This is a genomic window from Enterobacter sp. C4G1, assembly GCF_052886895.1.
The window spans coordinates 1,389,936-1,407,245 of sequence record NZ_JBQVVV010000001.1; the positions used below are offsets into that span (position 1 = coordinate 1,389,936).

A 17,310-nucleotide genomic window follows, 5' to 3' on the forward strand; every position below is an offset into this window, starting at 1 on the left:
AGTGTTCAAAGAAAAGCAATGATCTCAGGAGATAGAATGATGATTACTCTGCGCAAACAAGTCCCTCTGGCGATCGCCATTGCGGCAGGCATCCTGTCTGCCCAGGCAGGAGCCGTAGACTTTAAAGGTTATGCTCGTTCCGGCATTGGCTGGACCGGGAGTGGCGGTGAACAACAATGTTTCCAGGCAACAGGTGCTCAAAGTAAATACCGTCTTGGTAACGAATGTGAAACGTATGCCGAGTTAAAACTGGGCCAGGAAGTATGGAAAGAAGGCGATAAGAGCTTCTATTTCGATACTAACGTAGCGTATTCCGTTTCTCAGCAGAACGACTGGGAATCCACCAGCCCGGCTTTCCGTGAAGCTAACGTGCAGGGTAAAAACCTCATCGACGCACTGCCAGGTTCTACCATCTGGGCAGGTAAGCGTTTCTATCAACGTCATGACGTCCACATGATCGACTTCTACTACTGGGATATTTCTGGTCCTGGTGCGGGTATCGAAAACATCGATCTGGGCTTCGGTAAACTCTCTCTGGCAGCGACCCGTTCTTCTGAATCGGGCGGTTCTGCGACCTTCGCTGACCGTGATGCACTGGGTAACCGTATTTATGACAACCTGGTACCGAACGATGTCTTCGACGTCCGTTTAGCACAGATGCAGGTCAACGAAGGCGGTACGCTGGAGTTCGGTGTTGACTACGGTCATACCAACATTCCAGACGACTACTACCTGCAACCTGGCGCGTCTAAAGACGGCTGGATGTTCACCGCTGAACATACCCAAAGTATGCTGAAGGGCTTCAACAAGTTCGTTCTGCAATACGCAACTGACTCTATGACCTCCAACGGTAAAGGCCGTCCTGAAGGTGGTAGCATCAACAACAACGGTGACATGTGGCGCGTGCTGGACCACGGTGCGATCTCTCTGGGCGACTCCTGGGACCTGATGTACGTGGGCATGTACCAGGACATCAACCTGGATAACAACAACGGCACCAAATGGTGGACCGTCGGTGTTCGTCCTATGTACAAATGGACGCCAATCATGAGCACCTTGCTGGAAGTTGGCTACGACAACGTCAAATCTCAGAAAACTGACGATACCAACAGCCAGTACAAAATCACCCTGGCACAACAATGGCAGGCAGGCGACAGCATCTGGTCCCGTCCGGCTATCCGTGTCTTCGCAACCTACGCGAAGTGGGATGAGAAATGGGGCTACGCGAACAGCGACTCCGGTACTGGTTATGATTCTGGCGTAGCGTACAGCGACACTTCCGCGAAAACCTTCAGCCGTGGCGACTCTGATGAGTGGACCTTCGGTGCCCAGATGGAAATCTGGTGGTAATACGTAAGACCTGACGTAATGACCTAAAAAGAGGGGCGAAAGCCCCTCTATCCTTAGGGTGCTGCGCGCTATTGCCTGGCCACCGCAGTGCTCACGCTATCAGAGGTAATAACAATGAAAATGAAGAAAAGTCTCGTCGCGCTGTGCCTCTCTGCGGGGCTGCTGGCAAGTGTACCGGCTATCACCTTTGCAGATGTGAATTTCGTTCCTCAGAATACCAGTGCTGCGCCAGCAATTCCGGCGGCGGCGCTCCAGCAACTCGCCTGGACCCCGGTTGATCAATCTAAAGTCCAGTCAACGCAGCTCTCTGCGGGCGGCCAACAGCTGAATGTTCCCGGCATTACTGGCCCGGTTGCCGCCTTTAGCGTACCGGCAAATATCGGTGAACTGACGCTGACCCTGACCAGTGAAGTGAGCAATCAAACCAGCGTATTTGCGCCTAACGTGCTGATCCTTGATCAGAATATGACGCCATCTGCCTTCTTCCCAAGCGAGTACTTTGGCTACCAGGAACCTGGCGTGATGAGCGCTGATCGCCTGGAAGGGAAAATGCGCCTGACGCCTGCGCTGGGTCAGCAGAAGATCTATGTGCTGGTCTTCACCACCGAGAAAGACTTGCAGCAGACCACCAAGCTTATCGACCCGGCTAAAGCCTATGCCAAAGGCACAGGTAACTCGGTACCGGATATCCCGGACCCGTTGGCGCGCCATGTAACCGATGGCCTGCTGAAGCTGAAAGTTTCAACAAACAATGCATCCAGCGTCCTGGTTGGCCCACTGTTTGGCTCCTCCGGCACCGGCCCTGTGACCGTGGGTAACACCGCCGCACCTGTTTATGCTGCTCCAGCCGCAGCGGCAGCTGCACCGGTTGCCGCTGCATCTCAGGCTCCGGCAAAACCATCCGAACCGGTGCTCAACGATACCGAATCTTACTTTAACAACGCCATTAAGCAGGCTGTTAAGAAAGGCGATGTCGATAAAGCACTGAAGCTGCTTGATGAAGCTGAGCGTTTAGGTTCAACCACTGCCCGTTCCACCTTTATCAGCAGTGTAAAAGGCAAGGGGTAACCGTTTCCCCACAGTGCTGATTTGTTAGTTTTAGTGCGCCTGAGTGGGCGCACTTTTTTTTGTGTCGCCCGCGCTGTTGCGCTGTTGTTGCGATAGTGATCGCTAAATAACGTTTGGCCGCCCTCAATCCGTTTTTCTGCGATACAATGCCATTACGTTATGTATCGGAGAGTCTGGCATGTCACACCCTGCGCTAACGCAACTGCGTGCGCTGCGCTATTTCGACCAAATACCTGCGCTTGACCCGGAGCAGCTTGACTGGTTGCTGCTGGAAGATTCCATGACTAAACGTTTTGAGCAACAGGGCAAAACGGTCACCGTGACGCTGATTCAGGAAGGGTTTGTCACCCCTGAGGCGATTGCCAGTGAGTTGCCGCTGCTGCCAAAAGAAGAACGCTACTGGTTACGTGAGATTTTACTTTGTGCAGATGGCGAGCCGTGGCTTGCCGGGCGGACGGTTGTGCCTGAATCCACCTTGTCCGGGCCGGAATTAGCGCTGCAACAACTGGGGAAAACGCCGCTGGGGCGGTATCTTTTCACCTCCTCCGAACTTACCCGTGATTTTATTGAGATTGGCCGCGATGCCGATCTGTGGGGGCGCCGTTCCCGCCTTCGCCTGAGCGGTAAACCGTTAATGCTGACGGAGCTTTTTTTACCGGCATCGCCGTTGTACTGAGAGGAAGAAAAAATGGAGTGGAGTCTGAAGCAGAACAAGCTGCTGGCCTATCACCGCTTAATGCGTACTGATAAACCCATCGGCGCGTTGCTGCTGCTGTGGCCTACCCTGTGGGCGCTGTGGGTTGCGACCCCCGGTTTGCCGCCACTGTGGATCCTGGCGGTGTTTGTCGCTGGAGTCTGGCTGATGCGTGCGGCAGGCTGCGTGGTAAACGACTACGCGGACCGTAAATTCGACGGCCACGTGAAACGTACCGCCAACCGCCCGCTACCAAGCGGTCAGGTCACGGAAAAAGAAGCGCGCACGTTGTTTATCGTGCTGGTGGTGCTCTCCTTTTTACTGGTGTTAACCCTCAACACCATGACCATCCTGCTTTCTGTCGCGGCACTGGCGCTGGCCTGGGTGTATCCGTTTATGAAGCGCTATACCCATCTGCCGCAGGTGGTGTTGGGTGCTGCGTTTGGCTGGTCGATTCCGATGGCGTTTGCAGCGGTCAGCGAAACCGTACCGCTCAGCTGTTGGCTGATGTTCCTGGCTAATATCCTGTGGGCCGTGGCGTACGATACCCAGTATGCAATGGTCGACCGCGACGATGACCTGAAAATTGGGATCAAATCGACGGCGATCCTGTTTGGCCGCCAGGACAAGCTGATTATCGGGATTTTGCAGGTAGCGGTGCTGGCACTGATGGTGGCGATTGGACGCCTGAACGAGCTGAACTGGGAATTTTACTGGTCAGTGCTGATTGCCGGGATGCTGTTTGTGTATCAGCAAAAGCTGATTGCGAAGCGCGAGCGTGAAGCCTGCTTTAAAGCGTTTCTGAACAATAACTACGTGGGCCTGGTGCTGTTTTTAGGGCTGGCGATGAGTTATTTTGCCTGAAAAAAAGCCCGGTGGCGCTGACGCTTACCGGGCCTACATGTTGTGCTGGATCGTAGGCCGGGTAAGGCGAAGCCGCCACCCGGCTTTTTTTACATCATTCGTCCTGCGTCGCGCTCTCAATCGTTAAACGCACATCAGACGTAATCAGATCAGCCAGCATCTGGTAAACCTTCAGCGTCTCTTCTGGCTCGGCATCGCCGGTATCACTGATAAACCCTTCATCACGCAGCGTCAGCACTAAAGAGCTGAATACCGCCTTGTCGAAGAATTCTGGCGCGTTAATGCCGTGCAGTACCGACAGGCGCTGTGCCAGCGTGCGGCTCTCTTTCTCAAGCGTGCCGCGGTTGATGGATGGGTTAGCACTCAACAACCAGAACGTAATGGCATAGCGTTGCAGGGTTTCACGCGCGCCAGCCGCCAGCAGTTGCAGGGTGCGGGAGCGAGATGGGTTGATATGCAGCCCGTCATTATTGACGGTGATAAGCCCCTGACGACGCAGCTCTTCGGTCAATTTATCCAGCTCTGCCGCCAGCTCGATTTTACTCCAGCGCAGGAACAGCTCGGCTTTCAACATCGGATACAGCGCGTCGACATGACGCAGCAGGTCCTGACGAGAAATACGACGATGCTGGGTAATAATGGCGGCCATCAGCGAAGGCAGCATCAGCATATGCGCGATGTTGTTACGATAGTAAGTCATCAGCACCGCCTGCTCGCGCGGCAGAATGATGATGTCGCCAATCGTATCTTTCTCAACTTCGAACTTATTCATCTGCAAGGCATGATCGATAAGCTCGCTGGCGGTAGCGGCAGGCGCCGTCGAGTCCACTGAGTACGGAACATTACGCATAATGTCCAGATAGCAATCGAGCTGCTCGGTAAGCTGTTCACGGGTCAGTGAACGCTGACGCGATGCCAGCAGCGCAGTACAGCACAGGTTCATGGCGTTGGCCGCACCTGCGTTGTTAATACGCACCATCAGCTCAGCGGCAATGCCGTTCACCGTTGGCGTCAGCCAGGCAGGGCGTATCGCTTCGATAGGGTCGATAGACTCGCGCCATTCCGGGACATGGTGGTTAAGGTAGTTCATCAGCGGCATTGGCTCGCCGAAGTTCACGTAGCCCTGACCCAGATTACGCAGCTTGCTCAGACCACGCAGCATCTGTGGCAGGCTCTCTTTCTCTTTGGTCGCACCGCGCAGCTCTTTGGCGTACGTTCCCACTTCCATAACGTGCTCGTAGCCGATGTAAATCGGTACCAGCGTAATTGGGCGGGTACCGCCGCGCAACATGGCCTGGATAGTCATCGACAGCGTGCCGGTTTTCGGATCAAGCAGGCGGCCAGTACGGGAACGCCCGCCTTCTACGAAATACTCAACGGAATAACCGCGGCTGAACAGCTCGCCCAGATATTCGCGGAATACGGTGGAATAGAGCTTGTTACCTTTGAAGGTACGACGAATAAAGAAGGCACCAAGGCGGCGGAAAATCGGACCTGCTGGCCAGAAGTTCAGGTTAATACCGGCCGCGATGTGCGGTGGCACTAGGCCCTGATGATAAAGCACGTAGGAAAGCAGCAGGTAGTCCATGTGGCTGCGGTGGCAGGGCACATAGACAATTTCGTGGCCGTCATGTGCCAGCTGGCGCACGCGCTCGGCGTTGTGAACGTTGATCCCCTGATAGAGGCGGTTCCACGTAAAGCTCAGAATACGATCGGACAGGCGAATCATCTCGTAGGAGAAGTTCGCAGCGATCTCTTCCATCAATGCGATGGCGTTCTGCTGTGCTTTCTCATGCGAAATCTTCTTGCTGCGCGCTTCGTCTTCCACGGCGCGGGCAATGGCTTTAGACGCCAGCAATTTATTGAACAGGTCCTGACGCGCCGGGAGGCGCGGCCCTACGGCTGCAAGACGCTGGCGCGCAAAGTGCATACGTGCCACGCGAGCCAGTTTTTGCGCGATGATTTTATCCGTACCGTGTTCATCTGCCATGCGGCGCAGCGACACAGAAGGAGAGAAACGCACGAAGCTATCGCGACCAAGCCAGGACACCGCGAAGAATTTCTGGATACCGTTGAGCATCCGCAGCGGTGGGTTTTCTTCCCCTTTTTCGCGACCTGGGCGACGACCAAACATCACCGATACCGGCACCATCTGCACATCCAAATCAGGATTGCTGCGGTGTAGATCGAGGTAGTCGTGGAACAGCTTGATGGACTCTTCTTTTGGCGTGTAATAGGTAAACACACGCGGCCCGCCGTGAATGAACACGTAGCGCGGCAGCAGAGTACCGTCGATCTCCAGTGGTTCAAGCGGATCGGGTAAATCATGCGCCAGACACTGGGCGCGGAGCGTGAGCAAGTCTGCCTTCGAGTTGTAAGGCAAAACATACATTATAGGGCGAGAGGTATCGAGCCCTAATTCCAGCGCGGGTTCTGCTGGGATAGACTTGCTTTTTACCAGAACGGTTAATGGTAAATTAAGTAATTTGTAGTAAATTCGTGGCCAGCCAGACATAAACGATGTAAAGCCTCTGGTTAATAATGCAATTGCGGCGCAAGGATAACAGAAAGCGCGCAAAATTTCTGTTGTTACCCGTCATACTTCGGGCGGCAGTAAACGCACTGCGTCTATAGTTACTGACGCTATTTCTAATAAAAGGTTCTTTTAATGGCCAATAATACCACTGGGTTAACCCGAATCATCAAAGCTGCCGGCTATTCATGGAAAGGTTTCCGTGCCGCGTGGATCAATGAAGCCGCTTTTCGTCAGGAAGGCGTTGCCGCTATCGTGGCGGTAATCATTGCCTGTTTCCTCGATGTTGATGCCATAACGCGCGTTCTTCTTATTGGTTCTGTGCTTCTGGTGATGATAGTGGAAATTCTCAATAGCGCTATTGAGGCGGTAGTTGATCGTATTGGCTCTGATTTCCATGAGCTCTCTGGTCGTGCAAAAGATATGGGGTCTGCCGCCGTGTTGCTGGCGATTATTACTGCGGTGATCACCTGGGTCACGCTGCTTTGGTCGCATTTCCGATGAGCCTCGAGGAATAATTAAGTCCCTGGTTTTTTGTGCAGTTTTTGGTTCCAAAATCACCTTTGACTGTATATACTCACAGCATAACTGTATATACACCCAGGGGGCGGAATGAAAGCGTTAACGACCAGGCAGCAAGAGGTGTTTGATCTCATCCGGGATCATATCAGCCAGACGGGAATGCCACCTACGCGTGCGGAAATCGCGCAGCGCCTGGGTTTCCGTTCTCCAAATGCTGCCGAGGAACACCTTAAAGCTCTGGCGCGTAAAGGCGTAATTGAGATTGTTTCTGGTGCTTCACGCGGCATCCGTCTGCTGGTAGAAGAAGAGACGGGCATTCCGCTGGTTGGCCGTGTCGCGGCAGGTGAGCCTTTGCTCGCACAGCAGCATATTGAAGGTCACTATCAGGTCGATCCTGGCATGTTCAAACCGAGCGCGGATTTTCTGCTGCGCGTCAGCGGCATGTCCATGAAAGACATCGGTATTCTCGATGGCGATCTGCTGGCGGTTCATAAGACTCAGGATGTGCGCAACGGTCAGGTGGTGGTGGCGCGTATTGATGACGAAGTTACCGTTAAGCGCCTGAAAAAACAGGGCAATACTGTGCAACTGCTGCCGGAAAACAGCGAATTCTCCCCAATCGTGGTGGATCTTCGCGAACATAACTTCTCCATTGAAGGTCTGGCGGTTGGCGTCATCCGCAACGGAGAATGGCTGTAATCTCCCCCTGACAGGCTACGGAGCCTCCGTAGCCTGATTCATTTCCCACTCCCGGTATTTTTCATGTCACTGCTGACTGCTTCCGATAAGGCATTGTGGCGTCTTGCACTGCCGATGATTTTTTCCAATATCACCGTTCCGCTGTTGGGGCTGGTCGATACGGCGGTTATTGGTCATCTGGATTCACCGGTGTATCTGGGTGGCGTGGCGATTGGCGCAACGGCAACCAGCTTCCTCTTTATGCTGTTGCTTTTTTTACGCATGAGCACCACCGGGCTGACGGCACAGGCGTTTGGCGCAAAAGATCCCCTGCGTCTGGCACGTGCGCTGGTACAGCCGTTAATTCTGGCGCTGGGTGCGGGTGTACTTATCGTTCTGCTGCGTACACCACTGATTGAGCTGGCATTACACATTGTAGGTGGCAGTGAAGCGGTGTTGGAGCAGGCACGGCGTTTCCTTGATATTCGCTGGCTAAGCGCACCGGCATCTCTGGCGAATCTGGTTCTGCTGGGCTGGTTACTGGGCGTTCAGTATGCCCGCGCTCCCGTTATCCTGCTGGTTGTCGGGAACGTCCTGAACATAGTGCTCGACCTCTGGCTGGTTATGGGGTTGCACATGAATGTGCAGGGCGCGGCGCTGGCAACAGCTATTGCCGAGTACGGCACGCTGATTATCGGGCTGTGGATGGTCTGGCGTGTGCTGGTGATGCGGGGCATAACACCTGCGCTGCTAAAGGCCGCCTGGCGCGGCAATATCCGCAAGCTGCTGGCGCTTAACCGCGACATCATGCTGCGCTCGCTGTTATTGCAACTGTGCTTTGGTGCACTGACGGTCTTTGGCGCGCGGCTTGGCCCGGAAATCGTTGCTGTCAACGCGGTGCTGATGACGCTGCTGACCTTTACCGCCTATGCCCTCGATGGCTTTGCCTACGCGGTAGAAGCCCATTCCGGGCAAGCGTATGGCGCGCGCGAAAGCGGGCAATTACATGATGTCTGGCGTGCTGCATGTCGTCAGGCTGGGCTGGTGGCGCTGGCATTTGCACTCATCTACACCTGCTTTGGTGAGTATATTGTTGCGCTGCTCACGTCATTACCTGCACTGCGTGAGCTGGCAAGCCACTACATCATCTGGCAGGTGATCTTACCGGTTGTGGGCGTCTGGTGTTATTTACTCGACGGGATGTTCATTGGCGCAACGCGTGGCGCGGAAATGCGTAACAGCATGGCGGTCGCGGCGGGTGGGTTTGGTTTAACGCTGCTCACGGTGCCGTATCTGGGGAATCATGGGTTATGGCTGGCCCTCGCGGTCTTTCTTCTTCTGCGTGGCCTCTCGCTGGCGTTTATCTGGCGTCGTCACTGGAAAAATAATACCTGGCTTTCATCCCGTCACGATCTCTCATGATGGTAAAAGATTCTGAATAAATTCCTGAGTGCCAGATGCTCAACTAAAATTATTATCACGTCCAGCATGAAATGAAGGTTTCGGGCGGCCCTTTCACTCTTTAACGATGAGGACCTGATGATGAATAAAGACGAAATCAGCGGCAACTGGAAACAGTTCAAAGGTAAAGCGAAAGAGCAATGGGGTAAGCTGACAGATGACGATATGACGGTCATCGAAGGAAAGCGCGATCAGCTTGTCGGTAAAATTCAGGAACGCTATGGCTACGCCAAAGATCAGGCGGAGAAAGAAGTCGGCGACTGGGAAAAGCGTAACGACTATCGCTGGTAGACCGGTAATACCTGCAAGTACAAGGATGTACACCCTGAGGGCGGCCCTGAGCCGCCTTATCTTTTGCCGTTAGCGCGGTTTTTTCTTTACCAGAATGGAGTGGTCATGCTGGCACGCATCCTGATGGCTGCATGATTCGACCTCCACGCACGCAGAGCATAATCCGTGTGCTTCAATCACATTATGGCGCAGGGCGAAGCCCATTTTGGCTGCCAGCGTATGCATAATGTCTTCAACACCTTCCGCGCACTCTTCTTTCACCACGCCGCAGCGGTCGCAGATAAACATGGCCGAGGTGTGGGTAGGCTGATCAAATAAATGGCACAGCACATAGCTGTTTGTTGATTCGACCTTGTGCACAAAGCCCTGTTCCAGCAGGAAATCCAGCGCGCGATAGACGGTAGGCGGCTTGGCCTGCGGCTCGCTTGCGCGCAGCAGGTCGAGTAAATCATACGCACTGATGGCGCCCTGTTGCAGGCTCATCAGACGCAATACTTCAAGGCGCTGTGGGGTCAGGCGCACATTGCGTTGCGCACAGAGCTTTTCAGCTTGCGCCAGCAGCTCTTTTGTGGACTTATCCATTTAGCACCTCGGCTGTCTATGGGATGGAAAACCCTCACTTTATCATGTTCTGTTAAAAACACCGAGAGCCGCCAGGTGTGCTATACCTGACGCATTGCAATCCGGGGAAACACCTAATGAAAAGACCTGACTGTATTCGACACTGGCGCGATGTGGAAGGCGCAGATGATTCTACTTATCCCGACAGCACTGAGCGTTTTTCCATTGGCGCGCCGCTGGCCCGTAAACTTGGCCTGGGGCGGATTGGTGTCCATCACGAGCGCCTGCCGCCAGGGCGGCGTACGTCTTATCCCCATGCGGAAAGTGACGAAGAGGAGTTTATCTATGTACTGGAAGGCTACCCGGAAGCCTGGATAAATGGCTATCTGTGGAAGCTGGAGCCGGGTGATAGCGTGGGGTTTCCGGCCGGAACCGGGGTATGCCATACCTTTATCAACAATACGGATGAAGAGGTCCGGCTGCTGGTCGTTGGCGAGGCCAACAAAAAACACAATCGCATCTATTATCCGCTGAATCCGGTTTATGCCGCCACGCGGGAAGACCGGTGGGTAGACCATCCGCCGCAGTTTTTTGGCCCGCACGATGGAAAACCTGGGCGAAAATAATATCCTCTTCTATAAATATTGAGGGCCATCACAAAATACAACAGGCCCGATGGTGATTTAACTTAGGGAAATAGCGGGTCTTTTTGTACTTATTCACAGCAATAGTTCGTTCCTGTTTGGGTGATAACAGACAGGGGTTATTTCATAACAGACTATAAGACGAGCATACTGTGAAGAAACATTTTAAATTTTCGGTGGTTAGCATCGCTGTCTCCTTGTTTATGGCAAATCAGGCGGGAGCAGCCAATACCTGGACAGAAGCGCGTAGTGACGCGATGGGTGGCACGGGCGTAGCGGCAGGCAGCTATGGCAGCGGGGTGTTAATTAACCCGGCATTGCTGGCAAAGGCGAAACCTGACGATGACGTCACCCTTATTTTACCCTCCATTGGCGCGCAGATTTCTGATAAAGACAATCTGCGGGATAAGATTGATGACATCAGCGATGACGTGAACCGTTATCGCAGCACGCTGGATAGCATCAATCTTATCGACCTGTTAAATCCTCTTAGTCCTGCATCGCGGGAAGTTTCTTCTGCGGCAGGCGACCTGGCCGATCAGCTGGATTCACTGAAAGGAAAAACTGCCAGCGGTAAAGCGGGGGGTGGGATCGCTGTAAGCATTCCTAATGATGTGCTCTCGGTGGCATTTGTGGCAAAAGCCAACGCGCGTGCACGCGTGAGTTCTTACATCGATCAGGGCGATATCGACAAACTACGGGCAGTGGAAGCTGCACCATCTGCTGTGTTTGGCGTTGATCCGAACGATCTGAAATCGAAAGGTTTTGGCCGTGCGGCAATTGTTTCAGACTACGGCGTGGCGGTGGCGCGTCAGTTTGATATCAGCGGTGTGCCAGTGTCTGTGGGGATCACCCCGAAGCTGCAACAAACCTGGCTGTATAACTACACGGTGTCTATCTACAACTTCAACAGCGATGACATCAACAGCAGCCGTTACCGTAACGATGACACCGGGTTTAACGTCGATGCGGGTATTGCCGCTGACTTTGGTGATAACTGGACGGTCGGTCTGACCGGGCATAACCTCTTCTCGCGCGATATCGACACCAAAGAGGTGGACGGTGTGCGCGATACCTACCAGATAAGCCCAGTGGTTACCGCGGGCGCAGCATGGCATACCGATCTTCTGACCCTGACCGCGGATGGCGATCTGACGGAAACCAAAGGCTTTAAAAGCGAAGAGAACTCTCAGTATGTGGGCGTAGGTGCAGAAGTTACTCCGCTGAGCTGGCTGGCTGTTCGCGCCGGTTACCGGGCTGACGTCAAGAATAACGACAGCAACGTCTTTACGGCGGGTGTCGGGTTCGCGCCGCTGAACACGGTTCATGTCGACCTGATGGGCCTGTACGGTGAAGACGAAACCTGGGGGGCAGGAGCACAGTTGAGTCTGACATTCTAAAGTGCACCGGAGGCGCTGCGCCTCCGGCTTTTCTTTGTGCTATAGTAGCGCCCCTTTATCCACCAGATGCTTAAAACTTCGCCATGTCGTCAGAATCACAGACTGTTTTTCCTGCACACCGTTTCTCCATTGCGCCGATGCTCGACTGGACGGACAGACACTGCCGCTACTTCCTGCGTCAGCTCTCCCGCCACACGTTGCTGTACACCGAAATGGTGACAACCGGCGCGATCATTCACGGAAAGGGCGACTATCTGGCGTACAGCGAAGAAGAGCATCCGGTTGCGTTGCAGCTTGGCGGGAGCGATCCGGCAGCGCTGGCGCAGTGCGCGAAGCTTGCTGAGGAGCGGGGTTACGACGAGATTAACCTCAACGTCGGCTGCCCGTCCGATCGCGTGCAGAACGGCATGTTTGGCGCGTGCCTGATGGGCAATGCGCAGCTGGTCGCAGACTGCATCAAGGCGATGCGTGATGTGGTCTCCATACCGGTAACGGTCAAAACCCGTATCGGTATCGACGATCAGGACAGCTACGAATTCCTGTGTGAATTCATCAATACCGTTGCCGGAAAAGGCGAGTGCGAGATGTTTATCATCCATGCACGTAAAGCCTGGCTTTCAGGCCTCAGCCCGAAAGAGAACCGCGAAATCCCACCGCTGGACTACCCGCGCGTCTATCAGCTGAAGCGTGATTTCCCGCAGCTGACGATGTCGATTAACGGCGGAATTAAATCGCTGGAAGAAGCCAAAGTGCATCTTGACCATATGGATGGTGTGATGGTTGGCCGCGAGGCATACCAGAACCCGGGTATCCTGGCGACGGTTGACCGTGAAATCTTTGGCGTGGAAGGTGCTGATACTGACCCTGTCTCCGTGGTGCGAGCCATGTATCCGTACATTGAACGCGAGCTGAGCAATGGCACCTATCTTGGCCACATTACCCGCCACATGCTTGGCCTGTTCCAGGGGATCCCGGGGGCGCGTCAGTGGCGTCGTTACCTCAGCGAGAACGCGCATAAAGCCGGTGCAGACATCGAGGTGCTGGAGCACGCGCTGCGTCTGGTCGCCGATAAGCGATAAATTTCACTAAAAGATAGTTAATTTCACCACGCCCAGCACATTGTTGCGGGGCGTTTTGTTTTGATAACAATGAGTTAAGTTTGGCACGTTTCTTGTAATGCTCAATGCATCATTGGGGCATTACCTGGGAGAGAACCATGCTCGAACTACTTTTTGTGATTGGCTTTTTTGTCATGCTGCTGGTGACCGGCGTATCGTTGCTCGGCATCCTGGCGGCGATGGTGGTGGCTACGGTCGTCATGTTTATTGGTGGGTTATTTGCCCTGACGATCAAACTGTTACCGTGGTTACTGCTGGTAATTGCTGTTGTGTGGGTGATTCGGGCGAGTAGATCACCAAAAGTCCAAAATTATCAGCGCAATAACCGCTTTCGTTACTAAGGTATTGAGGGGTTCGTCACATACCTGCAACTTTTCCGGCAGCATTGCATAGAACGGAATAGGATTTAGTTATCTATTCTGTCACTATGACTGCCGCTAAAGAATTCATCGAGCTGTACCCTACATACAGCCGAACTAAAAAAAGAAAGGGCTTCCTGAAAAGGAAGCCCAATTTCTTTTCAGGGATCAGGGAATTAACAGACTCGACCCCTGCGTCACCCGACTCTCCAGCACCTCATGCGCGCGCTGCGCATCAGCCAGCGGATATTTCTGCGCATCTGCCACATCCACTTTAATCACCCCGCTGGCGATCAGTGAAAACAGCTCGTTGCTGGCTTCCTCCAGCTCTTCCCGGTTAGTGATGTAACCCTGAAGAGAAGGGCGCGTGACATACAGCGAGCCTTTTTGGTTCAGAATGCCCAGGTTAACACCGGTCACGGCACCTGACGAATTACCAAAGCTCACCATGAGGCCGCGGCGTTGCAGGCAGTCCAGCGAGGCTTCCCAGGTGTCTTTGCCCACCGAGTCATACACCACGCGCACTTTTTTGCCGTTGGTTATCTCTTTTAACCGCTCAACAATGCTCTCTTCACGGTAGTTAATCACCTGCCATGCGCCAGCCTTCAATGCGCGCTGTGCTTTTTGCGCATTGCCTACGGTACCGATAAGTTTCGCACCTAATGCTTTTGCCCACTGGCAGGCGATGAGGCCCACACCACCGGCGGCGGCATGGAACAGGAATTGTTCGTCGGGTTTGATCTCGTAGGTTTTGCGCAGCAGATAGTAAACGGTTAGCCCTTTCAGGAAAGAGGCCGCCGCTTGTTCAAACGAAATGGCGTTAGGTAAAAGGGCGGCTTTATCGGCCGGCACGTTGTGTACGGAGCTGTAGGCTCCCAGCGCCGATTGCGCATAAACCACGCGGTCACCTTCTTTAAGGTGCTTAACGGCGCTGCCCACTTTAATCACCACACCTGCCGCTTCGGTTCCCAGCCCGCTTGGCAGAGACGGTGGTGGATAGAGCCCACCGCGAATATAGGTGTCGATGTAATTAATGCCGATGGCTTTGTTTTCAACCTGAACGTCGTTTTCACCCGGTGCGGCGGGGGTAAACTCCACGGCGTTGAGTACCTCAGGGCCACCATGCTTGTGAAATTCAATACGCGTTGCCATGCTTCCTCCATAAGAAAATGTGGTAATCTTTCGACCCACTCTTTATCTCGGTAACTCCATTCACTATGGCAGGAAACAAACCCTTCAACAAACAGACTGAACCCCGTGAACGTGATTATCAGGTCGCCGGGTTAAAAGTCCCGCCGCACTCGATTGAAGCGGAACAGTCGGTGTTGGGCGGTTTAATGCTGGACAACGAACGCTGGGACGATGTCGCCGAGCGCGTCGTGTCCGACGACTTCTATACCCGTCCGCACCGCCATATTTTTACCGAAATGGCGCGCCTGCAAGAATCGGGCAGTCCGATTGACCTGATTACGCTCGCGGAATCGCTGGAGCGACAGGGGCAACTGGACAGCGTCGGCGGGTTTGCCTATCTGGCAGAGTTATCGAAAAACACGCCAAGTGCGGCGAACATCAGTGCCTACGCCGACATCGTGCGTGAACGTGCCGTTGTCCGCGAAATGATTTCGGTGGCCAATGAAATCGCCGAAGCAGGCTTTGACCCACAGGGGCGCAACAGCGAAGATCTGCTCGACCTGGCTGAATCACGCGTGTTTAAAATTGCCGAAAGCCGAGCGAATAAAGACGAAGGCCCCAAAAATATAGCCGATGTGCTCGACGCCACCGTCGCGCGTATCGAACAACTTTTCCAGCAACCGCACGACGGTGTAACCGGCGTCAATACCGGCTACGACGACCTCAACAAGAAAACCGCAGGCCTACAGCCGTCGGACTTGATTATCGTCGCTGCGCGTCCTTCGATGGGTAAAACGACATTTGCGATGAACCTCGTCGAAAATGCGGCGATGTTGCAGGATAAACCGGTTCTGATTTTCAGTCTTGAGATGCCATCAGAACAGATCATGATGCGTTCTCTGGCATCGCTGTCACGTGTGGATCAGACCCGAATTCGTACCGGTCAGCTTGATGACGAGGACTGGGCGCGTATCTCCGGCACCATGGGGATCTTGCTGGAAAAACGTAACATCTATATCGATGATTCCTCTGGCCTGACGCCAACGGAAGTGCGTTCCCGTGCGCGCCGTATTGCCCGCGAACACGGCGGCATCGGCCTTATCATGATCGACTACCTCCAGCTGATGCGCGTGCCGTCACTTTCGGACAACCGTACGCTGGAAATCGCAGAAATTTCCCGCTCACTCAAAGCGTTAGCTAAAGAACTACAGGTTCCTGTTGTGGCCCTGTCACAGCTTAACCGCTCCCTGGAACAACGTGCGGATAAACGCCCGGTCAACTCCGACCTGCGTGAATCTGGCTCCATTGAGCAGGATGCGGACTTAATCATGTTTATCTACCGTGATGAGGTTTATCACGAGAACAGCGACCTGAAAGGGATCGCGGAAATCATTATCGGTAAGCAACGTAACGGCCCAATCGGTACGGTACGTCTGACCTTTAACGGACAGTGGTCGCGTTTCGACAACTATGCCGGTCCTCAATATGATGATGAGTAATTTCTAAGGAATTCAAATGCAAGCGGCAACAGTTGTTATTAACCGCCGCGCTCTGCGACACAACCTGCAACGTCTGCGTGAACTGGCACCTGCCAGCAAGCTCGTTGCAGTCGTGAAAGCGAACGCTTACGGACACGGTCTTCTTGAGACCGCGCGAACGCTCCCCGATGCCGACGCTTTTGGCGTCGCCCGTCTTGAAGAAGCTCTGCGCCTGCGTGCAGGCGGAATTACCCAGCCCATTCTGCTGCTCGAAGGCTTCTTTGAAGCCACAGATCTCACCACGATTGCCGACCAGCATCTGCATACCGCGATCCATAACGAAGAGCAGCTTGCTGCACTGGAAACCGCTGAGCTCAGCGAGCCGGTGACCGTGTGGATGAAGCTCGACACCGGGATGCACCGTCTGGGTGTGCGCCCGGAGAAGGCTGATGCGTTTTACCAGCGCCTGTGTCAGTGCAAAAACGTGCGCCAGCCGGTCAATATTGTCAGCCATTTTGCCCGTGCCGATGAGCCAGAATGTGGCGCCACTGAGCAACAGCTCGATATCTTCAACACTTTCTGTGAAGGCAAACCGGGCATGCGCTCTATTGCCGCGTCCGGCGGCATTTTGCTCTGGCCGCAGTCCCATTTCGACTGGGCGCGTCCTGGCATCATTCTCTATGGCGTTTCGCCGCTGGACAACAAGCCCTGGGGGCCGGATTTTGGCTTCCAGCCAGTGATGTCGCTGGTGTCTAACTTGATTGCCGTGCGTGAGCACAAAGCGGGTGAGCCTGTGGGCTACGGGGGAACCTGGGTCAGCGAGCGCGATACGCGGCTTGGCGTGGTGGCGATGGGGTATGGCGATGGTTATCCACGTGCTGCGCCGTCTGGTACACCAGTGCTGGTCAATGGCCGCGAAGTGACGATTGTTGGCCGCGTGGCGATGGACATGATTTGCGTCGACCTGGGGCCGGAAGCCCAGGACAAAGCGGGTGACGATGTGGTGATGTGGGGCGAAGGATTACCCGTAGAACGCATTGCTGAAATAACGAAAGTGAGTGCTTACGAACTTATTACGCGCCTGACGTCAAGGGTGGCGATGAAGTACGTCGATTAAGTTAAGGCGTTCGCGTCCAACCGCCTCGGGTGCCGTTGGAC

The 17,310-nt window shown here is 54.2% G+C and carries 17 protein-coding genes; 14 read left to right on the forward strand and 3 right to left on the reverse strand.

The genetic code is table 11. From position 1 onward, the window contains the following. Positions 1-36 precede the first annotated feature (36 nt). The 4 genes from ACT9TW_RS06640 to ubiA all read left to right on the forward strand — a co-directional run bounded on the left by ACT9TW_RS06640 (position 37) and on the right by ubiA (position 3,976). A complete protein-coding gene (locus ACT9TW_RS06640; protein WP_182063286.1) occupies positions 37-1,350 on the forward strand; it encodes a maltoporin in 1,314 nt (437 codons plus the stop codon). Between the two features lie 114 nt (positions 1,351-1,464). Continuing rightward, positions 1,465-2,418, forward strand: coding sequence for a maltose operon protein MalM (gene malM, locus ACT9TW_RS06645; RefSeq protein WP_182063287.1), 954 nt, complete (start codon positions 1,465-1,467; stop codon positions 2,416-2,418). A 178-nt stretch (positions 2,419-2,596) separates the two neighbouring features. Then, positions 2,597-3,094 (forward strand): chorismate lyase, encoded by a 498-nt coding sequence (gene ubiC / locus ACT9TW_RS06650; protein WP_182063288.1) that lies wholly within the window; start codon positions 2,597-2,599, stop codon positions 3,092-3,094. 12 nt (positions 3,095-3,106) lie between these two features. After that, complete coding sequence (gene ubiA, locus ACT9TW_RS06655; RefSeq protein ID WP_446491936.1) at positions 3,107-3,976, forward strand: 4-hydroxybenzoate octaprenyltransferase; 870 nt, start codon at positions 3,107-3,109, stop codon at positions 3,974-3,976. Between the two features lie 94 nt (positions 3,977-4,070). On the opposite strand, the gene plsB is transcribed toward ubiA, so the two are convergent. Further along, positions 4,071-6,491, reverse strand: coding sequence for a glycerol-3-phosphate 1-O-acyltransferase PlsB (gene plsB / locus ACT9TW_RS06660; RefSeq protein WP_446491937.1), 2,421 nt, complete (start codon positions 6,489-6,491; stop codon positions 4,071-4,073). A 153-nt stretch (positions 6,492-6,644) separates the two neighbouring features. Here plsB and ACT9TW_RS06665 point away from each other — a divergent pair, with 153 nt between their 5' ends. The 4 genes from ACT9TW_RS06665 to ACT9TW_RS06680 all read left to right on the forward strand — a co-directional run bounded on the left by ACT9TW_RS06665 (position 6,645) and on the right by ACT9TW_RS06680 (position 9,461). Further along, positions 6,645-7,013, forward strand: a complete 369-nt coding sequence (locus ACT9TW_RS06665; RefSeq protein ID WP_014068500.1) for a diacylglycerol kinase — start codon at positions 6,645-6,647, stop codon at positions 7,011-7,013. Positions 7,014-7,121: 108 nt separating this feature from the next. Next, positions 7,122-7,730 (forward strand): transcriptional repressor LexA, encoded by a 609-nt coding sequence (gene lexA, locus ACT9TW_RS06670; protein WP_446491938.1) that lies wholly within the window; start codon positions 7,122-7,124, stop codon positions 7,728-7,730. A 63-nt stretch (positions 7,731-7,793) separates the two neighbouring features. Then, on the forward strand, positions 7,794-9,131 hold the full coding sequence (gene dinF, locus ACT9TW_RS06675; RefSeq protein ID WP_446491939.1) for an MATE family efflux transporter DinF: 1,338 nt from the start codon (positions 7,794-7,796) through the stop codon (positions 9,129-9,131). A gap of 120 nt (positions 9,132-9,251) precedes the next feature. Further along, positions 9,252-9,461 (forward strand): CsbD family protein, encoded by a 210-nt coding sequence (locus ACT9TW_RS06680; protein WP_028017939.1) that lies wholly within the window; start codon positions 9,252-9,254, stop codon positions 9,459-9,461. Between the two features lie 69 nt (positions 9,462-9,530). On the opposite strand, the gene zur is transcribed toward ACT9TW_RS06680, so the two are convergent. Next, on the reverse strand, positions 9,531-10,043 hold the full coding sequence (zur, locus tag ACT9TW_RS06685; protein ID WP_182063293.1) for a zinc uptake transcriptional repressor Zur: 513 nt from the start codon (positions 10,041-10,043) through the stop codon (positions 9,531-9,533). Between the two features lie 116 nt (positions 10,044-10,159). On the opposite strand from zur, the gene ACT9TW_RS06690 reads away from it, so the two are divergent. The 4 genes from ACT9TW_RS06690 to pspG all read left to right on the forward strand — a co-directional run bounded on the left by ACT9TW_RS06690 (position 10,160) and on the right by pspG (position 13,525). After that, positions 10,160-10,648 (forward strand): cupin domain-containing protein, encoded by a 489-nt coding sequence (locus tag ACT9TW_RS06690; RefSeq protein WP_446491940.1) that lies wholly within the window; start codon positions 10,160-10,162, stop codon positions 10,646-10,648. Between the two features lie 170 nt (positions 10,649-10,818). After that, entirely contained in the window at positions 10,819-12,066 is a 1,248-nt protein-coding gene (gene traF / locus ACT9TW_RS06695) for a conjugal transfer protein TraF (RefSeq protein ID WP_315687580.1), read from the forward strand. Between the two features lie 83 nt (positions 12,067-12,149). Next, the gene (gene dusA / locus ACT9TW_RS06700; protein ID WP_182063295.1) at positions 12,150-13,145 is read left to right on the forward strand and encodes a tRNA dihydrouridine(20/20a) synthase DusA; all 996 of its coding nucleotides are present in this window, start codon (positions 12,150-12,152) and stop codon (positions 13,143-13,145) included. A 137-nt stretch (positions 13,146-13,282) separates the two neighbouring features. After that, entirely contained in the window at positions 13,283-13,525 is a 243-nt protein-coding gene (pspG, locus tag ACT9TW_RS06705; RefSeq protein WP_446491941.1) for an envelope stress response protein PspG, read from the forward strand. 186 nt (positions 13,526-13,711) lie between these two features. Here the strand turns inward: pspG and ACT9TW_RS06710 are convergent, their stop codons facing one another. After that, positions 13,712-14,695, reverse strand: a complete 984-nt coding sequence (locus ACT9TW_RS06710) for a quinone oxidoreductase (RefSeq protein ID WP_182063297.1) — start codon at positions 14,693-14,695, stop codon at positions 13,712-13,714. 65 nt (positions 14,696-14,760) lie between these two features. Here ACT9TW_RS06710 and dnaB point away from each other — a divergent pair, with 65 nt between their 5' ends. Both dnaB and alr read left to right on the forward strand, forming a co-directional pair. After that, positions 14,761-16,173 carry a replicative DNA helicase gene (gene dnaB, locus ACT9TW_RS06715; RefSeq protein ID WP_182063298.1) on the forward strand — a complete coding sequence of 471 codons (1,413 nt, stop codon included), beginning with the start codon at positions 14,761-14,763 and terminating at the stop codon, positions 16,171-16,173. Between the two features lie 16 nt (positions 16,174-16,189). Next, positions 16,190-17,269 carry an alanine racemase gene (alr, locus tag ACT9TW_RS06720; protein ID WP_446491942.1) on the forward strand — a complete coding sequence of 360 codons (1,080 nt, stop codon included), beginning with the start codon at positions 16,190-16,192 and terminating at the stop codon, positions 17,267-17,269. Positions 17,270-17,310 lie beyond the last annotated feature (41 nt).